Below are 19799 nucleotides of genomic sequence, written 5' to 3' on the forward strand. Positions count from 1 at the left end.
GTTTTTGACAACACTTTTTTTGTCTTTTAGTGATAGATGTTAGTCAATTAAAAAATAAACCAAATATAACTTAAGATACTATGATTTTTTACATTTCAAGGCAACCTGTAGCGGAACCTTAATTCATAAAGCTAATAACGCTTTTTTTATTATATTATTATTTTTTTGCGATAAAAACAGCTCGCATTGGGGCAGGGTAGCCTTCAATTGTTTTGGTTGAATCATCTGGATCTAAAAAGTTGGCCAGAGAATCTGATGTCATCCATTCAGTTTTGCGTTGTTCATCAAAATTAGTTAATGATATATCAACCATTCTTACATCTGAATACCCACATTTTTCCAGCCAATTAATCATTGTAGGAGTAGAAGGTATAAAATAGACATTACGCATTTGTGCATAACGATCACCTGGCATTAACGCTTGATGTAATTCTCCATCAATAACCAAAGTTTCAAGTACTAGTTGTCCACCTTCAACCAATTGATCCTTCAATTGGAATAAATGGTCAAGTGGCGAGCGGCGATGATATAAAACCCCCATTGAAAATACGGTATCAAAAGCATTAAGTTTAGGGAGATGTTCAATTCCAAGTGGTAATAAATGTGCTCGCTGATCGTTACCTAGTAGTTTACGAATAGCCTCAAATTGGCATAGATAAAGCGCCATAGGATCAATTCCGACAGCAAGTTTTGCTCCAGCGCCAATCATTCGCCATAAATGATAACCACTGTTACAACCCACATCTAAAACAATTTTATCTTCTAAACAATCAATATGATTAATTAAGCGTTCCCATTTCCAATCTGAACGCCATTCTGTATCAATATCAATTCCATACAAGTGAAAAGGACCTTTGCGCCATGGCATCATATTTTTTAATAATTGTGTTATCCTCTGCTGTTCACCCGTAGAAAGAGGCTCTTTTGATTTCGCTGTGACACTATGTAATAAATCAATTTGATAAGGTGAGATGGATGGTAAATGTTTAATACTGTTTAGCCATTGATTAAAGCGACTATCTATGTTTTGTTTTTGCCAATTTGCGAGTTGTGCAGGTAATACTTCAAGCCAACTACTAAGTCTATTTTTTGCGATAATCTGGTAAAAATCACCAAAATCAATCATTCTGTTATCCTTTATCAATTACGCTTAAATTAATCTGTTATTTTATGGCAATAATAGATCCAAAATTAAAACATTGGAACCAAGTGTCAATGTGTTTAAAACCAGCTTTAGATAGTCGCTGTTTATGTGTTTCGATAGTATCTGTTAGCATGACGTTTTCCAGCATGTTACGTTTTTGACTGATTTCAAGCTCACTATAGCCGTTAGCACGTTTAAAATCATGATGCATATTAAATAGTAATTCATCAATGCAGGTATCACTAAAACTAAATTTTTCAGATAGGACTAAAATGCCATTTGGTTTTAACGCATTATAGATATTATTTAAAACACGTTGACGATTTTCAGGAGTTAAAAATTGTAAGGTGAAGTTGAGTACAACCATTGATGCGTTTTGCATGTTAATATGGCAAATATCATCACAAATTACGTCTACAGGTGTGCTTGATTTGTAGGATTCAATATGCCGCTTACAACGTTCAACCATTGGCTGAGAATTATCAACCGCAATAATATGGCAATTTTCTTGATTGACATTGCGTCGAATAGATAATGTAGCAGCGCCTAATGAACAACCTAAATCATAAATCATTGAATTAGGTTGTACAAATCTTCCAGCTAGCATGCCGATCATCGAGATAATATTAGAATAACCAGGAACAGATCGCTGCACCATATCAGGAAAAACTTCGGCAACTTTCTCATCAAAAGTCCAATCCCCCAATTTTTCAATAGGTGTGATGAATAATTGGTCTTTTTTAATATCCATAAAAAGTTATTGGTACGAAAAAAAATAATTTTGTTATCATATCATTATTCGTCTTCAATTGTTCAGATAATTATGAGTTTTATTTATTTTTCTATTTTATTTATGATGATAGTGATCAGTATTTTAATGATTGCTTATTTAGGTAAACGATGGGCATTTTGGTTCAATTTTCATTTTACTGGTTATTCTAAAATCATCTATTGGTTAATTGTTGCAATTGCTGGATTATCACTGGTGCTTTCTAGGGCATTAGATGGTATTTTTAATAAGCTATCTCTGATTTTTAATATTATTTTTGCTGGATTTTTGTGTAGTATTTTTATTTTATTGCTTTTTGATGCGATCTATTTGCTCTGCAAAAAAAAATTAAAGCCTAACTTACTGCTTAGAATTGTTTATGTAAGTTTAGTTTTTTCACTATTTTATTACAGCCATGAAATGGCAATTAGTCCGAAAACCGTTTATTATCAAGTAAAAATAGATAAACCTGCTCATGTTGAAAATCTGCGTATTGTGCAGCTTAGTGATATTCATATTAATGAATTAACTTCGAGTGGATTTATTCAGCAAATGATAGATAAAGTAAATCAATTAAATGCAGATTTTATTGTAATTACAGGTGATACATTAGATAAACGTTTGGCGCCCTTTACAGAACTAGGTTTTGATAAGCAATTTCAGCAGTTAAAATCGAAACATGGTACCTACGTTATTTTTGGAAACCACGAATATTTAAATATTAGAAATCAAAATAATAGTGAAGAGAATATTATTAATGCTTTTAAGCAAGCAAAAATGAAGGTTTTAAAAGATGATATTGTATATCTTGATGATATAGGAATTACATTAATTGGGCGAGATGATTTTTCTTCTGTGCTTTATGATGTGAAAAGATCCAAATTAGCTGATTTGATGATGTTTGCAGATAAAAATACACCCGTTATTTTATTAGATCACCAACCCAAAGATCTTACTGAACCAGCAAAGTTAGGTGTTGATTTAATGATTTCTGGGCATACTCATGCTGGGCAAATATTTCCAATTAACCTTATTGAAAAATTAATGTATAAAAACGCTTATGGTTTGTATCAAAATGAAGATAATAACTTTACTAGCATAGTAAGTAGTGGATATGGTTTTTGGGGACCACCTATTCGCTTAATGACTCGCTCTGAAATTGTGGTGATTGATGTTGTATTTAAAAAAAGTACACAATAAATAGATTTATCTAAATAGGAATTTTACTTTGTCTTATCAACTTATTGTTAATAATGATCAGCTAGCTGAGTTTTGTTCAAAAATCGAAAAAAGCTCAGCGATTGCATTAGATACAGAATTTGTACGTACGTGTACATTTTATCCACATTTAGGGCTATTGCAGGTCTTTGATGGAAAACATGCTGCATTAATTGATCCAATCACTATTAGTGATTGGCAAGATTTTTTAACGATCTTAAAAAATCCTAAAATTGAAAAGTATTTCCACTCGTGCAGTGAAGATATCGAGGTTTTCCTTTATTACTTTGGAATGGTGCCGACTCCTATTATTGATAGCCAAATATTGGCTTCTTTTTTAGATAATCCGTTAAGTTCTGGTTATGCCAGTTTAGTAAAAAAATATTTAGAAGTAGAGCTAGATAAAAGTGAAACTCGAACAGACTGGTTAAAACGACCATTAACCGAAAAACAGTGTGAGTACGCTATTAATGATGTGTTATATCTTTTTCCATTGGTAAACATTCTAAAATCACAATTAACCGAAAATGATTATTTGCAAGCCGCTTATCAAGAGTGCCAAATGGCGGTGGTTCGTAAATGTACAGTGATAGATCCAAACAACGCTTATCTAAATATTAAAAATAGTTGGCAATTGAAAGGGAAAAGTCTAGGTCAATTGTATAAATTAGCAAGTTGGCGATATAATTTGTCCAAAGAGCAAGATATCGCTTTAAATTTTGTTATACGCGAAGAAGTTTTGTGGAAAATAGCACGTTATTTACCGTCTTCATTAGCTGAACTTGATAAATTAGGGATGAAAGGTAAAGAAATTCGTTTATATGGGCAAAAAATTCTCGATATTTTATCTGAACCGATACCCGAGGTACCACTTATTCGTAGAATTAATACTTATCCCGATTTCAAGAAGATCTCGGATGAATTAAAAAAAGCGGCTCAAATCATTTCATCAAAAACAGGGCTTAATCAAGATTTGTTACTTTCACGGCGATTAATTAATCAATATATTAAATGGAAAATTGATAAAAAAGGTGACGTACCAGAAATACTAACTGGTTGGCGTCAACCTTTGTTTAATGAATATTGTTTGTGACATCAGTATGCTATTTTGAAAAGAGTTTAGGCTAGCTCGCTTAACATTGATTCAACAATTAAGGACGATTGTGTCGCTGCAAGTTTTAAAAATGACTGAAAATCCATTGCAGATTCATTATCACCATTATCTGAGATTGCTCTTACCACTACAAACGGTACCTTAAATAGCCAGCAGACATGCCCAATTGCTGCGGCTTCCATTTCTACCGCTATGGCATTTGGAAAGGTTTGTTTGATTCGTTCTAATGTATCTTTACCATTAATAAATGCATCACCACTACCAATTGAGCCTTCAACTGCATTAACACCTTGTTTTTTTATACATGATTTGGCTAATGATTGATATTGTTGGCTTGCTTCAAATACAACTGGGCAACCGGACATTTGCCCTGGTTTATAACCAAAAGCGGTTAAATCGACATCATGATAAAATACGTCTTTTGATACGATAATGTCACCAATATTGAGTTCGGTTGAAAGTCCTCCAGCTGAACCCGTATTAATAACGGCATCAACCTTGTAATTATTTAATAATAATGTTGTGCCTGAAGCTGCGGCTACTTTACCAATGCCTGATTGAAGTAGAACTATTTCACAACCGGCAATTTGACCAAGGTGAAAATCACAACCTAAATGGCGTTCAACTTGATAATGGGTAATTTTACTTTTTAATATGGCAACTTCTTCTTCCATTGCAGCAATAATAGCGATTTTCATACGATCCTCTGGCTTAGTTTGGGTAACTTCTATTTAAGTGTGATATCATAATTGCAGAAGATTAGCTTGACAATATATGAATAAAACGGAGATAAAAATTGAAAACAATTTTTATTACAGGCTGTTCAAGTGGAATAGGACTTATTTCAGCCATTGCATTAAAAAAACGTGGTTATCGCGTTATTGCGTCTTGTCGCAAAAAGTCTGACCAGCAAAAATTAATTGAACAAGGATTTGAAACCGTATTACTTGATTTAGATGATCCTGATTCTGTTAATTTAGCCGCTAAAGAAGTGTTAACTATGACAGGCGGACAATTATATGCATTATTTAATAATGCCGGCTTTGGAGTATATGGGCGATTAGCAACAATTAGCCGAGAGCAGTTAGAGTCTCAATTCTCAACCAATTTCTTTGCTGTACATCAGTTAACTCAGTTACTACTTCCTGCAATGCTTACAGAAAATGAAGGACGTATTATTCAAACCAGCTCAATTGTTGGCATTGTTGCCACTCCTGGTAGAGGAGCTTATTCAGCAAGTAAATATGCTTTAGAAGCATGGTCTGATGTACTAAGATTAGAATTAGCTAATACCAATATCAAAGTTAGTTTAATTGAACCTGGGCCATTAAAAACGTATTTTTCAAATAATGTTAATCAAATAGAAAAAGAAAATATTGTAAAAAATCCACCTATTGCCAAACGATTTACGTTACCGCCTGAGGCTGTGTTGCCTTACTTATTCCATGCACTTGAACATAAAAAACCCAAAATACGTTACAGGGTAACAAAAGTAACAAAAATAGCGGCTATTGCTAAACGTTTGCTTCCTGATAGATTAATGGATAGAATTTTAAAAAATAAATAATGAATCAAAGTATTCTTAGGACATAATATGCAAAATCAATTTATTTTTGATGTTAGTGAACAAAATATTCAAGAGATTATAAAAAGATCTTCTCAATCCCCTGTGTTGTTTTATTTTTGGTCATCAAGAAGTCCCAATTATGAAGCAATGACTCAAACTTTAACTAAATTAGCTAATGAACATCATGGTCAATTTATTTTGGCAAGTGTTAATTGCGATGAAGAGCAAATGCTGGCTGCTCAATTTGGTTTGCGGGCCATTCCAACTGTTTATTTATTTCAAAATGGTCAACCTGTTGATGGCTTTCAAGGTCCTCAATCCGAAGAAACCATTAAAACTTTTTTAGAAAAAGTGCTACCAAATGAAGATGAGCTTAAATTAATTGAAGCTCAAAATTTATTTCATGAGGCTAAATATGAAGAAGCATTACCACTGTTACGGCAAACCTGGAAATCACTAACCGATCATTTGGGTAAACCAAGAACCGATATTGCATTAATGCTAATAAAATCACAAATTGAACTTAAACAGCTAAGTGAAGCAAAAGAAGTGCTGGCAACTATTCCGCTACAAGATCAAGATTCAAGCTATCATGGATTACAAGCCGAAATTGAATTACTTGAACAAGCTGCTAATTCTCCAGAATTACAACAATTACAGGCAGAATTTGCTCAACATCCTGATAACGTTGAACTAATGATTCAATTGTCTTCCCAATTAATGCATGTAGGGCGTCATGAGGAAGCATTAGAGTTGTTATTCAAACCATTGACAAAAGATATTAATGCTGGTGACGGGCAAGTGAAGAAAACATTACTCGATTTATTGGCGGCATTAGGAACAAGTAATCCGTTAGCTAGTAGTTATCGACGTAAATTGTATACTTTATTATATTAAGATTTATGAAATTTAATAAAGCGAAAGGATTCAACAATAAACTATTGTTGAATCCACTTTATTTAGTGTTCAATAATGCGGGGAAAATCTTCGTTACTACGTAATGTTAAGACTTCAACACCATTTTCAGTAACCAAGATAGTGTGTTCATACTGAGCCGAAAGTCCATGATCTTTGGTTTTAACCGTCCAGCCATCTTTCATGGTACGAGTACGCCAATCACCCGTATTTATCATTGGTTCAATGGTAAAGGTCATTCCTGGTTTTAAAATTACACCGCCGTCATCAGCATCATAATGTAAAACTTGAGGTTCGTCATGATAGACTTCACCAATACCATGACCACAATATTCTCGGACTGAAGAAAAACCAAATCTATCGACATATTTTTGAATCGTTTTACCAATTTCCTTTAAACGAATGCCAGGTTTGATAATTTTAATCGCCTCGTAAAGGCTCTCTTGTGTAACTTGGCATAATTTTTCACCTGTGATAGTTGGCTTACCAGCAATGTACATTTTAGAGGTATCGCCATGATAGCCATCTTTAATAACTGTCACATCAATATTTAGAATATCGCCATCTTTTAACTTTTTGTCAAAACTTGGAATACCATGACAAACCACATCATTAATTGAAATACAACTGGTGTGTTGATAACCATGATAACCAATATTAGCCGGAATAGCCTTTTGGACATTGACGATATGTTCATAACAGATCTTGTCTAGTTCACCTGTAGTAATACCAGGTTTAACATAAGGCTCTATCATTTCTAAAACTTCAGCAGCGAGTTTGCCTGCTATACGCATTTTTTCAATTTCAGCAGGGGTTTTTAACTTTATAGACATTAATTTTTTCCTTTAATATTAATGACAATATCCTATCATACAGCACTATTTCGTCAAATTATACCAGAGAATTAATTATACCTTTTTCTTATATTCCTATAATTTTTTTGTAAAAAAGTTTCAGGAAAATATATGTTTTAGTATAAAATTCAAAACTATTATTATATTCGTTCGATATTCTGTATATAATTATACCCATTATAAAAAAGGCTTTAATCGCAATGCAATGTCGCTTTTACCAACAAAAAAAGTGTTTATCTTGTCAATGGATTGAACATCCTTATCATGTACAACTGGCAGAAAAACAAAATAAGTTATTACAAAAATTAATCCAATTTAAACCAAACAAGGTTGAAGAACCTTTTGCTAGTCATGAAACCGCTTTTCGTAATAAAGCAAAGATGGCAGTGTTAGGTAGTGTCGAAAAGTCCGTTTTAGGTATACAAACGGGGAATGAGGCCGTTGATTTATGCGATTGTCCTCTTTACTCAAACAGTATGCAAAATATCTTAAAACTTGTTCGAACTTTCATTCGTAAACAAGGGCTTATTCCTTATAATATTAATAAGCGTAAAGGGGAGTTGAAATTTGTTATAATTACTGAAAGTAAAATTGAGAGTACGAGCAACTTTATGTTGCGATTTGTTTTAAAATCACACAAGTTTGTTGCTAAAATAAATGATTCTATTAAACAATTACAAGACAAAATTCAAAACTTAGACGTAATCTCGATAAATATTCAACCAAATCATGCGGCTATTTTAGAAGGTGAAGAAGAAATAGTCTTAACTGATAATTCATTTCTTCCGATAACTTTAAATAACACTCCTCTTTTTATTAAACCTAAAAGCTTTTTTCAAACAAATCCATATGTTGCCAGCAGCCTTTATAAAACAGCAAGTGACTGGGTCACAGATTTACCTATTCATTCTATTTGGGATATGTTTTGTGGGGTAGGTGGTTTTGGGTTAAGTTGTGCTAACCTTGTTGCTGAGAAAAATATTAGCCTTACAGGTATTGAAATTAATTCAGATGCAATTGAGTGTGCAACTAAATCAGCAAAAAAATTAGGTTTTAAACAATTAAACTTCAAAGCATTTGACGCAACACAATACGCTACAGCTCAAAAAAATGTACCGGATTTAGTTTTACTAAATCCCCCAAGACGAGGGGCAGGTAAAGTACTTATGCAGTATTTGAAACAAATGGCACCTAATTATATTATGTATTCAAGTTGTAACTTATTTTCATTAGTTCATGATTTAATGTTACTGCCAAATTATCAAATCCAAAAAGTAAAATTATTTGACATGTTTCCGCATACTTCACATATGGAAGTATTAGTTTTATTGCAACGATTATAAATAAAATAGATTTATGATAAATATTATATGTGCTATTTCCTATCCATGAAATAGCTGTTATTTTTTAAAAGTTGTCATGCTTTTAAGATCAAATTATTTGTAATAAAAATAGTAAATTATAGTTTTTAGGATTGCTATATTACGACGTATAATGCTTTTTATTCCAAATGTTGTCATAAATTAGCCCATCGCATAATTTTAAATTATGCTAATATAAATATCAAATAACTAAATTTTAAGGAAGCGCAAAATATGATTCCTGATGTCTCAAAAGCACTTAGTTGGTTAGAAAAACACTACACCATTTTACAAGGTATTCAACGTGGTATTGAACGAGAAACTTTACGTATTTTGCCTGATGGATCATTGTCAAAAACGCCATTTCCTTCAAAAATTGGTGCTGCGTTAACCCACCCTTGGATAACAACTGATTTTGCCGAATCAATGTTAGAATTTATCACGCCAGTTAATACTAATATTGATTATATGTTGACGTTTTTGCGCGATTTGCATCGTTATGCTAGCGTAAATATTGGTGATGAAATGATGTGGCCTTTAAGTATGCCTTGTTTTGTTGCAAACGAAAAAGATATTATTCTTGCTCAATATGGTACTTCTAATGAAGGTCGCTTTAAAACGATTTATCGTGAAGGATTGAAAAACCGCTATGGTGCAATGATGCAGACCATTTCAGGTGTTCACTATAATTTTTCACTACCAACTGCATTTTGGCAAGCAAGAGAAGGGGTTAAAAATACCGAAGAAGGCAAAGCTGTAATTTCTGAAGGTTATTTTACCTTAATACGAAATTATTATCGTTTTGGTTGGGTTATTCCTTATTTATTTGGTGCATCGCCATCAATGTGTTCTTCATTTATTCAAGATCCAGTTAAAGCACAAGCCTTTATTGAACAAACAAATGGCAACTGCTATTTGCCTTATGCAACTTCTTTAAGATTAAGTGATATTGGATACACCAATAATGCTCAAAAACAGCTTGGTATTACTTTTAACCATTTAAATACATATGTTGAGGGACTAAAACGGGCAACGCGCACAAAGTCTGTAGATTTTGCTAAGTTGGGAATTAAAGCGGATGGGCATTATCGCCAATTAAATGATAATGTATTACAGATTGAAAATGAGTTTTACGCACCTATTCGACCTAAACGAGTGCCAATGGCAGGGGAATCTCCATCGGATGCACTTTTGCGTGGTGGTATTGAGTATATTGAAGTAAGAGCATTAGATGTTAATCCATTTTCGCCAATAGGAATTACTGAAGATCAAATACGTTTTATAGATCTATTTTTAATTTGGTGTGCACTAGCACCAGCACCAGAGATGAGTAGTAAAGAACTTGAATGTGCTAAATTGAATTGGAATAAAGTCATAATAGAAGGGCGAAAACCAGGACTTGAGATTGGTATTGGTTGTGAAAGTAATCGAGAGCCATTATCTAAAGTTGGTCACGAATTATTTAAAGATTTGTTACGTGTTGCTGATGTTTTAGATCATCAAGATGATATGCAGCGTTATCGTAATGTTTGTGAACGTCTCGATTTAATGTTTGATCAACCAGAATTAACTTTATCAGCAAGAACGTTGCAAGCGATAAGTGATTTAGGTACAGCTGAATTTGGTTTAGCTTTAGCAAATCAATATAAAAAACAACTTATGGTAGAACCTTTAGCATTATTAACTGAAGGTGATTTTGTACAACAACGACATTTATCTATTGAGAAACAGATAAAGAAAGAGCAAGGAGATACTTTATCTTTTGATGAATATTTGGAAAAATTGAACGCCAAAAATGTTTAAAAAGCGCTGTTATACTTTACGTTATCAGGCAGATAACAAAGTTGAGTTGGTTTTACCTAATCAATCAATAATAGTTAATACGCCATTAATTGATCAAACATCGTTTTCTATTTTAGTTTGGAATATTTTTAAACTAAAAAGGGCTGATTGCATTGATATACTCAAAAACTATGTTGATAAGACTAAACTTATTTTGTTACAAGAAGCTCAAACAACATCGCCGTTACTAAATTTTATTTCACAACACAATAAAATTGCGGATCATGTTCCAGCATATTGTTTTAACGATATTTATGCTGGAGTCATGACAATTTCAGACTCTTTGCCAACCTCACTTTTTTCTTTTAGAGAAAAAGAACCATTAATCCGTGTCCCTAAATCTGCTTTAATTACTATTTATCCTATTAGCAATTCCAAACAACAGTTATTAGTTGCTAATATTCATGCCGTAAATTTCAGTATTGGTGTGAAAGTTTATCGCCAGCAAATACACATGCTATTAAATCATATAAAAGAGCATACTGGTCCAGTGATTTTGGCCGGTGATTTTAATGCATGGAGTCGGCAACGATTAAATTTGTTGTATCATTTTGTCCGTTCAATTGAACTTAAGCCAGTTAATTTTTCAGTAGATGTTCGAAAGAGATTTATGGGCAGACCACTTGATTTTGTTTTTTATCGAGGATTACAACTTAATGCGGCTGAAATTATTAGCACAACCGCATCAGATCATAATCCTTTATTAGTAAATTTTAGATTGGATTTGCGTTGACAAGATTAATTGTCAACATATCACCTTCTTGAACTCTAGAATTTTTTAGATTATTCCATTGCAAGATATCGGTAATTTTCACACGATAATTTTGAGCTATAGAGTAGAGGCTATCTCCTGCTTTAACAAGATAAACAATCTTTTTTACATTTTTGGAAAAACTATCCTTACTTACTATACTGTTACTTTGAATAAAACTTGTTCTAAATTCAAACGCCATATTAGAACGAGGAGTATCTTGTAAAAGTTCTGTAATTTCATTCACAACAAGGTTTTCTGCTTGTAGCTTTTTGAATAAACTTTTAGCATGAGCATAAGGAACAAGCAAATGGAAAGGGCCATTTACTGTTTGTTGCACATATCCAGCATTATAAGTAGCTAACTCATCAAGTGATAGTTCTGAGTATTTAGCAATTTTAGCAAGAGAAATATTTTTTGATATATCAATTCTAACGAGTGAATTTTCATAATTACAATCAGGTAATTTAATTCCATATCGTTTATTATTCTTAACAATATCAATAATTGCTAAAATTTTAGGCACATAGTGCATAGTTTCTGTTGGTAAGTCTAGCGACCAATAATTAATTGGTAAACCTTTAGCCTGATTTCTCTCAATGGCTTTTCTTACTCGACCTTCACCTGCATTATAAGCAGCCAAGGTCAATAGCCAATCACCATCAAAACGCTTATTTAAATTTTGTAAAAGTGAAATAGCTGAATTAGTCGATGCAATTAGATCTCGACGAGCATCAAACGAACTACTTCGCTGTAGTCCATACTCCTTAGCTGTAATAGGAACAAATTGCCATAATCCTGCAGCTTGAGCAGAGGATGTAGCAAGTGGGTCATAAGCGCTTTCAATAAGAGGAATTAAAGCTAGCTCAGCAGGTAAGTTATTTTTATGAAGCTGATTAATAATGTAATAAACATAAGGCTCTGAACGTAACGCAACGGCTTCAAAACCTTTAGGATTACGTAATAATCGTTCTCTTTCCGCGCTAACGCGACTATTTTCTGGAACATTAGCCTCAATCTGATTCAGCATATATTGCCATGGATTTTGAGTAATAGATACATAATTACTGGAACTATTTGTATTATTAGCTGTGTTTTTTGAATACTTTATTCTAACAACAGGATTATATCGTGGTCCATGATGCTGACATGCGATTAAAAACAAACATAACGCTGTAAATATTAATAACTTTTTCATTAGTCCGTAAATTTTACCTAAATTAAGATTAACATTATACCTAAAAAATATCTTTTTGGCTTCTAAAAAAACAAACAATTCTAATTCATTATTAATTTTGAACTTATTTTGTAATTTAGTTTCATGACATCGTAAAAATAAATTAATTTTTTTTTCGTCAGATAAATTAGACGGTAATGTTATTAATTTATTAGAAATCGAATCTAAATAGCTTTCGATATTTTTGTCATCGGGCAGCATTTGGGACGCAAATGCTAAATTTGATAAAGTATATTCATGACCTGCACAGATTAAAGTATCATTAGGCAGTTGTTTTAATTGTTTTAAAAAATTTAACATTTGTTCATGAGTCCCTTCAAAAATCCTTCCACAACCGGCTGAAAATAAAGTATCTCCGGAAAATAAATAGGGCCTGCAATAATATGCCAAATGACCAAGAGTGTGCCCTGGTACTTCTATAACTTCAAAACTAAAATCACCAATACATACTTTATCCTGTTTGATAAGATAATTAATTGGTAAATTGATTTCACTTGGACCGTAAACATCAATATCTTGATATTGAGCTTTTAATTCGTTTACTCCTCCAGTGTGATCAATATGGTGATGAGTAAGTAAAATTCCAAGGGGTATTAATTTATGCTTATTAATATAATTAATAACAGGTTCGGCTTCCCCAGGATCGATAATTATGGCTTGGTTACTGGCATTGGTTAGAATCCAAATATAATTATCCTTTAAGGATGCAATGCTATGTAGTTTATACATTTTAATTTTTTACCATTAATTATAAATTATGTCGTTAAAAGCAAATAAACTTTTTAAAATTGAATAAAAATATTTAATTAATACATTAACCATTTATGCATTGTTCAAATATAGTATCTTGTAGTGTAGGGGATTGAGCTTGTGTTTTAGCTATAATGTCACAACGCTCGTTTTCAATATGCCCAGCATGACCTTTTACCCAAATCCATTCAATTTTGTGAGTTTGTACTACTTGATCAAGCCTTTTCCATAAATCAACATTTTTTACTGGTTTTTTGTTGGCGGTCTTCCAACCATTTTTTTTCCAACCATGTATCCAATTAATAATTCCATTTCGCAAATATTGACTATCAGAATATAATTCAATTTGACAAGGCTGCTTTAATTGCTCTAAAGCAACAATTGCAGCTAATAATTCCATACGATTATTCGTAGTTTTAAAAAAACCTTCTGATAATATTTTTTCGTTTGTTTTATATTTTAAAATTGCAGCATAACCACCAGGACCGGGGTTACCTAGGCAAGAGCCATCAGTATATATTTCAATTTTTTTTAACATCTTTTTAATTTCATTTATGACTATTTAAATTTTTTATTAATTCATTTACTGTAATTCTGTGACTTAAATAAATTAAGGACTATATTAATTTTTGAATGTATCAACTTTAAGGGATTTTGGTGCTAGACTATACCACTAAATAAAAGTTTTTCCCAACGATTGATATAAAAGAGAAGAAAGTGATCCATAATTCTACACGACAAATTGTATTAGATACTGAAACGACAGGTATGAACCAAGAAGGTAATAATCATTATGAAGGACATAAGATTATTGAAATTGGCGCTGTTGAAATTATTAATCGACGTTTAACTGGTAACCATTTTCATGTTTACATAAACCCCGAACGCTTAATTGATGAAGATGCATTTAAAGTGCATGGAATCAGTGATGATTTTGTTAAAGATAAACCTATATTTAAAAATGTTGCTCACGATTTTATTAAATTTATAGATGGTGCCGAGTTAATTATCCATAATGCATCATTTGACGTAGGTTTTATGGATTATGAATTTCGTCTTTGTGGTCTGGATTTTAAAACAGCTGATCATTGTATTATTACTGATACCTTGGCTATGGCAAGGCGTTTGTTTCCAGGTAAACGTAATAATTTAGATGTGTTATGTGAACGTTATCAGATAGATAATTCCCACCGAACATTGCATGGTGCATTATTAGATGCTGAGATTTTAGCTGAAGTCTATTTAGCTATGACAGGTGGGCAAACGACATTGTCTTTTAGTTCTGAAGATAATAACTCATCTTTATCAGAATCTAATTCAATTAAAAGAGTAGAACGTAATGGTGTGCCTTTGAAAGTAATCAGAGCCACAGGACATGAACTTTCTGAACATGAGATTATTTTAAAAAAAATTGACAAAAAAAGTGGGGGAGCATTGTGGAATATAAATTAATGATTGTTTTGTATTCAATTGATCGTATATTTTAAAAATTTTATTGACGAGAATAAAAATAATCTTTAATATCACGCCTACTTTAACGTTTCGACGTTAAAGCTATCAAATAAAGCGGAGCGGTAGTTCAGTTGGTTAGAATACCTGCCTGTCACGCAGGGGGTCGCGGGTTCGAGCCCCGTCCGTTCCGCCAATTCATTAAGAATATCAATCGATTAAAGCACTCCACGAAAGTGCTTTTTTTATTGCAATACTCTTTGTGTCAAATTTGTGGCACTTTCTGATAACGCATTTTCCGAAGCTACTAGAAAATGCCTAGAAGATAAGTGGGCATATCTTCTAACTGTATCAGCTTTACTCCACGCTCCTAAATCTTGTAGTGCGTGTGGATGAGTGCCATTCATGGAGTGTCTGCTTGCCCAAACATGCCTTAAATCGTGAAATCTAAGATGGGATAGACCAGCTCTTTTACGAGCGTTTCTCCATACTTTTGAATTAGCACGCTTTATTGGATTACCTTTGTAAGTAAAAACATTGGTTGGGTGTTTGCCTTGCAAATTTTCTAAAACATACAATGCAACGCTGTTTAATGGAATACCAATACCTTTGGTCTTTACTTTCCCACTACCGATGTTAACCCATGCATGACGATTTTTAATATCAACATTTTCCCACAAAAGACCTGTGATATTACTCATTCTTAAACCTGTTGCTAGTGCAAAAAGAACAATAGGTATTAAATGAGCAGGTAATTCATCAACAAGCCTTTTTTCCTGATTCGGTGTTAGCATAACTTGTCTTGGTGGTGGTTCTGGTAACATTTTTATAGCGGGTACTTTATCAAGGATATCATTCTCATATGCGCAATTAAGTACGCCTCTAATCTGTTGCAGTACACCGTTAACAGTTCTGTTTTTTACGCCTGTTTCCTGTTTTTCTTTTTTGATAAAATTTATTAAATTGCGATCAATTTCTGAAATATATTTATTAGCTAAATATTTATCCAACCAAATTAGATCGTAATTTTTATTTTCCTTTCTTTCTGGTTTCTCGTTTAACCAGACAACAACAGCTTCTATTCAAGTATATTCTGGTCGTTCACCCAATTTTGCCACTCGCCAGATTGTATCATATTCTCGAGCAGCTAGCTCTAATGCTTTTTGCTGATCGCTAGTCCCAGAGCTTTTGCGTACTCTTCCGGTACCATTCGGTGAGCTGTACGCGTAGTGCCAGATTTCGCCCTGTTTGTATAATTTAATTGGTTGCTTTGACATTTTTTTAACTCCTCAAACTCATTATGTCGCAGCACCTCTTGCGAGGTATCATTTTGATTTCTTTTTATGTAATTATCAAGATCTTCTTTCTCAAAAAACCAGTGTCCTTTTTTACCGCTACGTTTGTATCCCTTGATAATTCCTTTTGATGCTTTAGCTCTTACATTAGTTGGATGTTCTTTTAAATAACTCGCAGCTTCTTTTGTTGTGTAATACATAATTTTTTATCTAAATTTAATATTTTCACCAAATTTGGCGTTAATTCATTAGAATTATCCCCCAATGGGGGATATTGTTTATTTGTTTAACTCTGATGGTTTCTTTTCAACAATCTTCATAAATCCAACACCGAAATACTTAATATAAAGATCATTAATAAAAAAGAGCATTTCGTTAGCCATCCCAAGCCTTTCTTCATCCCAGCTATCAAGCGCGGCATGCACCTCATCTGCAATAATGCCGAATGCGTTAGCAGCTAAAGCTGACTGATTTAAAAGCGCACCAGCTATAAATGAGCTGAATTGATTACGTATATCTTCATTAGAAAAGTTATTAAGTAAATTAGAATCGCTTGTAACTGAAAAATCTGCATTTGGGTTATGCTTTTTTGCTAACACTATAAATTGCTGTCTTACCGCATTTGCCGCAACTTCATTTAATTCACTGTTAATAATCATTTTAGTTAAGCTCATCTTTATGCCTCCTATTTAATATGTACGCATCAAGTTTGTTATTTTGTATTTTTCCATTAGTTGCTTTTACCTTGTGTTAATTGATACTCAATAGCAGAACGGAATCCTTGCGCAAACACATCAAAGATTTGTGCCGTATCGTTTTCAACATAGTTGTTTAATGCTTTGATGCTTGGGTCTCGAACCAATGAAAAATCTAGTTTATTTTTAACAACAAACTTTTCAAAACAAGTGTGAACAGTAAACATAAGATTATTCATTGGATGATTCCTCCATTTTTATAAAAGCATTTTCTATAACACCTTTTAATATCAGTAACAACCGAATTGATTCATGGTTTCATCATCCACAGTAGTTAAATCGGCACAACGAAGCGTGTCAGCAATAGCGCCGATACCGTCATTTGCGATACTAAGCACTTCTCTTAATTCTTCTTTAGAGGCAGATGTTGATAATAAATAATTAACTGGGTTATACATGGGTTATACCTCCATATGTGATTTAATGGCTTTTATTCCATTTTCGTTGTAACGAAAGTTAGTGACTTGCTTATCTGAATGTTCAGCTTTATCTAGCACAAAGATGCCATTTTCCGCTGTCTTCAAATTGTACTTATTAGCAATTAGTCCCACCTTGTGACCTGATATTCCCAGTTGTGCGCCGACTTCTTTTGCTGAATAAGTTTGACCATCTAGAATAGGATAGGGGACAACAGAACCTGCGATTGGATTAATTAACTTAGCATAGATAGCTTGTTTTGATGGCGAACTCAAATTAGATAAGTGGCCACATAATTTTTCAGCAACGTTATAAACTTCTTTTATCGCTCTTGCTTTTCTTAACTCCGGTAATCCTGAGTTATCAATTTTCGGCGTAGGTGTAAGCTCTCCTTTTTTGTAATCCAAAAATACTTGGTTAACCGTCAACTGAAATTTTGGACTGATCCAACCGGCATAAGAAATGGCCAAAAGTTCATGGGCGAATGTACCAGAAGAAATACCGCCTTTTGTGATAGTGATTATTTCTTGACCAAAGGCAGAATTCTGCCTTAGCTCTTCAATAAGTTCTTGAGTGGACTTTGTTGCTAACCATGCTTTGGAATGGCAACACATTTTCAAACAAAAAAATTAAGGGGTAAGTGTTTTTTAAATTCAACGGGAGGCAAGTAGCCTAACGAAGAATGTAATCGTTTATGCCTATTGGTTGGATCGGCTACACTAATTCATACAACTTTTTTAAGGGGTAAGGTAAACTTATCACAACTAAAAAAGGAACAAATATGAATAAGATTAAACACAAAAGACGAACATTCACAGATGATTTTAAACAGCAAATGGTCAGTCTTTATCGACATGGTAAATCACGTAGTGAAATCGTTGCAGAATATGATTTGACACCATCAGCTTTGGACCGTTGGATAACGCAAGCAAGCCAAAGCGGCTCATTTAAAACAAAAGATAATCGCAGTCCACAAGAACAAGAGTTAATCGCATTGCGTAAAGAGCTTAAACAGCTGCGTATGGAAAACGATATTTTAAAGCAAGCAGCACTGATAATAGGACGAAAATCGCTATCCTAAAAGCAAATCGACATCGTTATAGCATAACAAAACTATGTCAATATTTAGGATTATCAATACATTACGCTTATTATCAGTGTAAATTGAATAGACAAAAATCAGTAGGGCTTTATGCCGATAAAATCGTGACGCTATTTAATCAGAGCTATCATTCTTATGGTACAAGACGAATTCGTTTTGATTTACAGAAAGAGAATATTTGGGTGTCACGCCGTTACATTGCTCGGGTGATGAAAGCCTTATTGCTGGTATCAAAATACACCGTTAAACGTTATCAATCTCACACTACGGAAGTGAATGAAACCGCCACAGAAAATCACCTGCAACGACAATTTGATGTAGGTGATAAAAAACAAATTGTTGTTGCGGATTTAACCTATATTCAAGTTAAGCAACGTTGGAACTATTTATGTGTTTTAGTGAACTTATCCGATAGGCAGATTGTCGGTTACCATGTTGGTCAACATAAAACAGCAGAGCTTGTTATGTCGGCATTAAGCCAAATTAAACAACCATTATTAAAATTAGATTTATTTCATTCAGACCGCGGTAAAGAGTTTGATAATCGGTTATTAGAGGCGTGTTTTAAGACATTTAATATCACGCATTCATTAAGCAAGAAAGGGTGTCCATATGACAATGCGGTAGCGGAAGCGACATTTAAAACAATTAAAACGGAATTTGTAAAAGGCCAACGTTTCAACTCAACGGCTGAGTTACAACGCGCTTTTTCGGCTTATGCCTATTGGTATAATCATAAACGATTACATTCTTCGTTAGGCTACTTGCCTCCCGTTGAATTTAAAAAACACTTGCCCCTTAATTTTTTTGTTTGAAAATGTGTTGCCATTCCATTTTACCTCATTATTCATCATGCCAAGAACAATGCTAACAGATAAACGGTGGGAAAAGCTACTACAAATAATGAAAAATACCGGCCGAGTTTATAATAAATCCGAGCATCGGATGACGTTTGAAGGGAGCCTTTTCCGAATGAGAACCGGTATTCCTTGGCGAGATTTGCCAGAAGAGTTTGGTGAATGGAGCACCGTCTATAGACGATTTAATTTGTGGTCTAAAAAAGGAATATTAGTTGATATTTTCAAACGCTTATCACAACTAGCGGATTTTGAATGGGTGTTCCTAGATGGCTTGATTATCAGGGCTCATCAACATAGTATAGGCGCTGCAACGGAGCATTGTGAGCAAATAGGTCAGAGCTGTGGTGGTAATTCAACTAAAATTCATCTTGCGGTTGATAGTGGTGGTTTGCCTATTTG

At 33.4% G+C, this 19799-nt stretch carries 23 protein-coding genes, 1 tRNA gene and 1 pseudogene; 12 read left to right on the plus strand and 13 right to left on the minus strand.

Annotated elements, in window-relative coordinates; translation table 11 throughout:
• Positions 1 to 157 precede the first annotated feature (157 nt).
• Together cmoB and cmoA are read right to left on the minus strand one after the other, a co-directional pair.
• On the minus strand, positions 158 to 1126 hold the full coding sequence (gene cmoB, locus ACGH80_RS06390) for a tRNA 5-methoxyuridine(34)/uridine 5-oxyacetic acid(34) synthase CmoB (protein ID WP_174798179.1): 969 nt from the start codon (positions 1124 to 1126) through the stop codon (positions 158 to 160).
• Between the two features lie 37 nt (positions 1127 to 1163).
• The gene (gene cmoA / locus ACGH80_RS06395) at positions 1164 to 1895 is read right to left on the minus strand and encodes a carboxy-S-adenosyl-L-methionine synthase CmoA (RefSeq protein WP_065561420.1); all 732 of its coding nucleotides are present in this window, start codon (positions 1893 to 1895) and stop codon (positions 1164 to 1166) included.
• 72 nt (positions 1896 to 1967) lie between these two features.
• Here cmoA and ACGH80_RS06400 point away from each other — a divergent pair, with 72 nt between their 5' ends.
• Both ACGH80_RS06400 and rnd read left to right on the plus strand, forming a co-directional pair.
• The gene (locus ACGH80_RS06400) at positions 1968 to 3113 is read left to right on the plus strand and encodes a metallophosphoesterase (protein ID WP_411630706.1); all 1146 of its coding nucleotides are present in this window, start codon (positions 1968 to 1970) and stop codon (positions 3111 to 3113) included.
• Positions 3114 to 3141: 28 nt separating this feature from the next.
• A complete protein-coding gene (gene rnd / locus ACGH80_RS06405) occupies positions 3142 to 4224 on the plus strand; it encodes a ribonuclease D (RefSeq protein WP_411630707.1) in 1083 nt (360 codons plus the stop codon).
• A gap of 26 nt (positions 4225 to 4250) precedes the next feature.
• Here the strand turns inward: rnd and ACGH80_RS06410 are convergent, their stop codons facing one another.
• Positions 4251 to 4943 (minus strand): 5'-methylthioadenosine/adenosylhomocysteine nucleosidase, encoded by a 693-nt coding sequence (locus tag ACGH80_RS06410; protein WP_065607417.1) that lies wholly within the window; start codon positions 4941 to 4943, stop codon positions 4251 to 4253.
• 98 nt (positions 4944 to 5041) lie between these two features.
• On the opposite strand from ACGH80_RS06410, the gene ACGH80_RS06415 reads away from it, so the two are divergent.
• Together ACGH80_RS06415 and ACGH80_RS06420 are read left to right on the plus strand one after the other, a co-directional pair.
• Positions 5042 to 5812, plus strand: coding sequence for an SDR family oxidoreductase (locus tag ACGH80_RS06415; RefSeq protein ID WP_411630708.1), 771 nt, complete (start codon positions 5042 to 5044; stop codon positions 5810 to 5812).
• Positions 5813 to 5839: 27 nt separating this feature from the next.
• The gene (locus ACGH80_RS06420; RefSeq protein WP_411630709.1) at positions 5840 to 6709 is read left to right on the plus strand and encodes a co-chaperone YbbN; all 870 of its coding nucleotides are present in this window, start codon (positions 5840 to 5842) and stop codon (positions 6707 to 6709) included.
• Positions 6710 to 6771: 62 nt separating this feature from the next.
• Here ACGH80_RS06420 and map read toward each other — a convergent pair whose 3' ends face one another.
• Entirely contained in the window at positions 6772 to 7560 is a 789-nt protein-coding gene (map, locus tag ACGH80_RS06425) for a type I methionyl aminopeptidase (RefSeq protein WP_411630710.1), read from the minus strand.
• 221 nt (positions 7561 to 7781) lie between these two features.
• On the opposite strand from map, the gene rlmC reads away from it, so the two are divergent.
• From rlmC to ACGH80_RS06440, 3 genes are all read left to right on the plus strand, one after another.
• On the plus strand, positions 7782 to 8924 hold the full coding sequence (gene rlmC / locus ACGH80_RS06430; protein ID WP_411630712.1) for a 23S rRNA (uracil(747)-C(5))-methyltransferase RlmC: 1143 nt from the start codon (positions 7782 to 7784) through the stop codon (positions 8922 to 8924).
• Positions 8925 to 9176: 252 nt separating this feature from the next.
• Positions 9177 to 10745 (plus strand): glutamate--cysteine ligase, encoded by a 1569-nt coding sequence (gshA, locus tag ACGH80_RS06435; protein ID WP_065589819.1) that lies wholly within the window; start codon positions 9177 to 9179, stop codon positions 10743 to 10745.
• Positions 10738 to 11517 carry an endonuclease/exonuclease/phosphatase family protein gene (locus tag ACGH80_RS06440; RefSeq protein ID WP_296302568.1) on the plus strand — a complete coding sequence of 260 codons (780 nt, stop codon included), beginning with the start codon at positions 10738 to 10740 and terminating at the stop codon, positions 11515 to 11517. The genes gshA and ACGH80_RS06440 overlap by 8 nt, the downstream gene beginning before the upstream one ends.
• Here the strand turns inward: ACGH80_RS06440 and gloB are convergent.
• Entirely contained in the window at positions 11498 to 13501 is a 2004-nt protein-coding gene (gene gloB / locus ACGH80_RS06445; protein WP_411630713.1) for a hydroxyacylglutathione hydrolase, read from the minus strand. The genes ACGH80_RS06440 and gloB overlap by 20 nt on opposite strands.
• 85 nt (positions 13502 to 13586) lie before the next feature.
• Positions 13587 to 14060, minus strand: coding sequence for a ribonuclease HI (gene rnhA / locus ACGH80_RS06450; RefSeq protein WP_065589823.1), 474 nt, complete (start codon positions 14058 to 14060; stop codon positions 13587 to 13589).
• A gap of 179 nt (positions 14061 to 14239) precedes the next feature.
• Between rnhA and dnaQ the strand changes: the two genes are divergently transcribed.
• Complete coding sequence (gene dnaQ / locus ACGH80_RS06455; protein ID WP_244178508.1) at positions 14240 to 14974, plus strand: DNA polymerase III subunit epsilon; 735 nt, start codon at positions 14240 to 14242, stop codon at positions 14972 to 14974.
• A gap of 116 nt (positions 14975 to 15090) precedes the next feature.
• Positions 15091 to 15167 (plus strand) — tRNA-Asp (locus ACGH80_RS06460).
• Positions 15168 to 15216: 49 nt separating this feature from the next.
• Here the strand turns inward: ACGH80_RS06460 and ACGH80_RS06465 are convergent.
• The 7 genes and pseudogenes from ACGH80_RS06465 to ACGH80_RS06495 all read right to left on the minus strand — a co-directional run bounded on the left by ACGH80_RS06465 (position 15217) and on the right by ACGH80_RS06495 (position 18052).
• The gene (locus ACGH80_RS06465) at positions 15217 to 15981 is read right to left on the minus strand and encodes a tyrosine-type recombinase/integrase (RefSeq protein WP_174798188.1); all 765 of its coding nucleotides are present in this window, start codon (positions 15979 to 15981) and stop codon (positions 15217 to 15219) included.
• 72 nt (positions 15982 to 16053) lie between these two features.
• Positions 16054 to 16248, minus strand: a complete 195-nt coding sequence (locus ACGH80_RS06470; protein ID WP_238786375.1) for a hypothetical protein — start codon at positions 16246 to 16248, stop codon at positions 16054 to 16056.
• Between the two features lie 68 nt (positions 16249 to 16316).
• Positions 16317 to 16466: pseudogene (locus ACGH80_RS06475) on the minus strand (helix-turn-helix domain-containing protein); the annotation flags it as partial.
• 78 nt (positions 16467 to 16544) lie between these two features.
• On the minus strand, positions 16545 to 16940 hold the full coding sequence (locus ACGH80_RS06480; protein WP_174798190.1) for a hypothetical protein: 396 nt from the start codon (positions 16938 to 16940) through the stop codon (positions 16545 to 16547).
• Between the two features lie 56 nt (positions 16941 to 16996).
• Positions 16997 to 17200, minus strand: coding sequence for a hypothetical protein (locus tag ACGH80_RS06485; RefSeq protein WP_174798191.1), 204 nt, complete (start codon positions 17198 to 17200; stop codon positions 16997 to 16999).
• 51 nt (positions 17201 to 17251) lie between these two features.
• Positions 17252 to 17419, minus strand: a complete 168-nt coding sequence (locus ACGH80_RS06490) for a hypothetical protein (protein ID WP_174798192.1) — start codon at positions 17417 to 17419, stop codon at positions 17252 to 17254.
• Positions 17420 to 17422: 3 nt separating this feature from the next.
• The gene (locus tag ACGH80_RS06495) at positions 17423 to 18052 is read right to left on the minus strand and encodes a KilA-N domain-containing protein (protein WP_174798193.1); all 630 of its coding nucleotides are present in this window, start codon (positions 18050 to 18052) and stop codon (positions 17423 to 17425) included.
• Between the two features lie 167 nt (positions 18053 to 18219).
• On the opposite strand from ACGH80_RS06495, the gene ACGH80_RS06500 reads away from it, so the two are divergent.
• The 3 genes from ACGH80_RS06500 to ACGH80_RS06510 form a co-directional block, all read left to right on the plus strand.
• Positions 18220 to 18519 (plus strand): transposase, encoded by a 300-nt coding sequence (locus ACGH80_RS06500; protein ID WP_174798194.1) that lies wholly within the window; start codon positions 18220 to 18222, stop codon positions 18517 to 18519.
• Between the two features lie 23 nt (positions 18520 to 18542).
• The gene (locus ACGH80_RS06505; protein ID WP_411630717.1) at positions 18543 to 19355 is read left to right on the plus strand and encodes an IS3 family transposase; all 813 of its coding nucleotides are present in this window, start codon (positions 18543 to 18545) and stop codon (positions 19353 to 19355) included.
• A 37-nt stretch (positions 19356 to 19392) separates the two neighbouring features.
• A partial coding sequence (locus tag ACGH80_RS06510) for an IS5 family transposase (RefSeq protein WP_411630716.1) occupies positions 19393 to 19799 on the plus strand: 407 nt, incomplete at its 3' end.

The sequence above is a fragment of the Gilliamella sp. BG1 genome (assembly GCF_046635625.1).
GTDB classification, from domain to species: Bacteria; Pseudomonadota; Gammaproteobacteria; order Enterobacterales; family Orbaceae; genus Gilliamella; species Gilliamella bombi.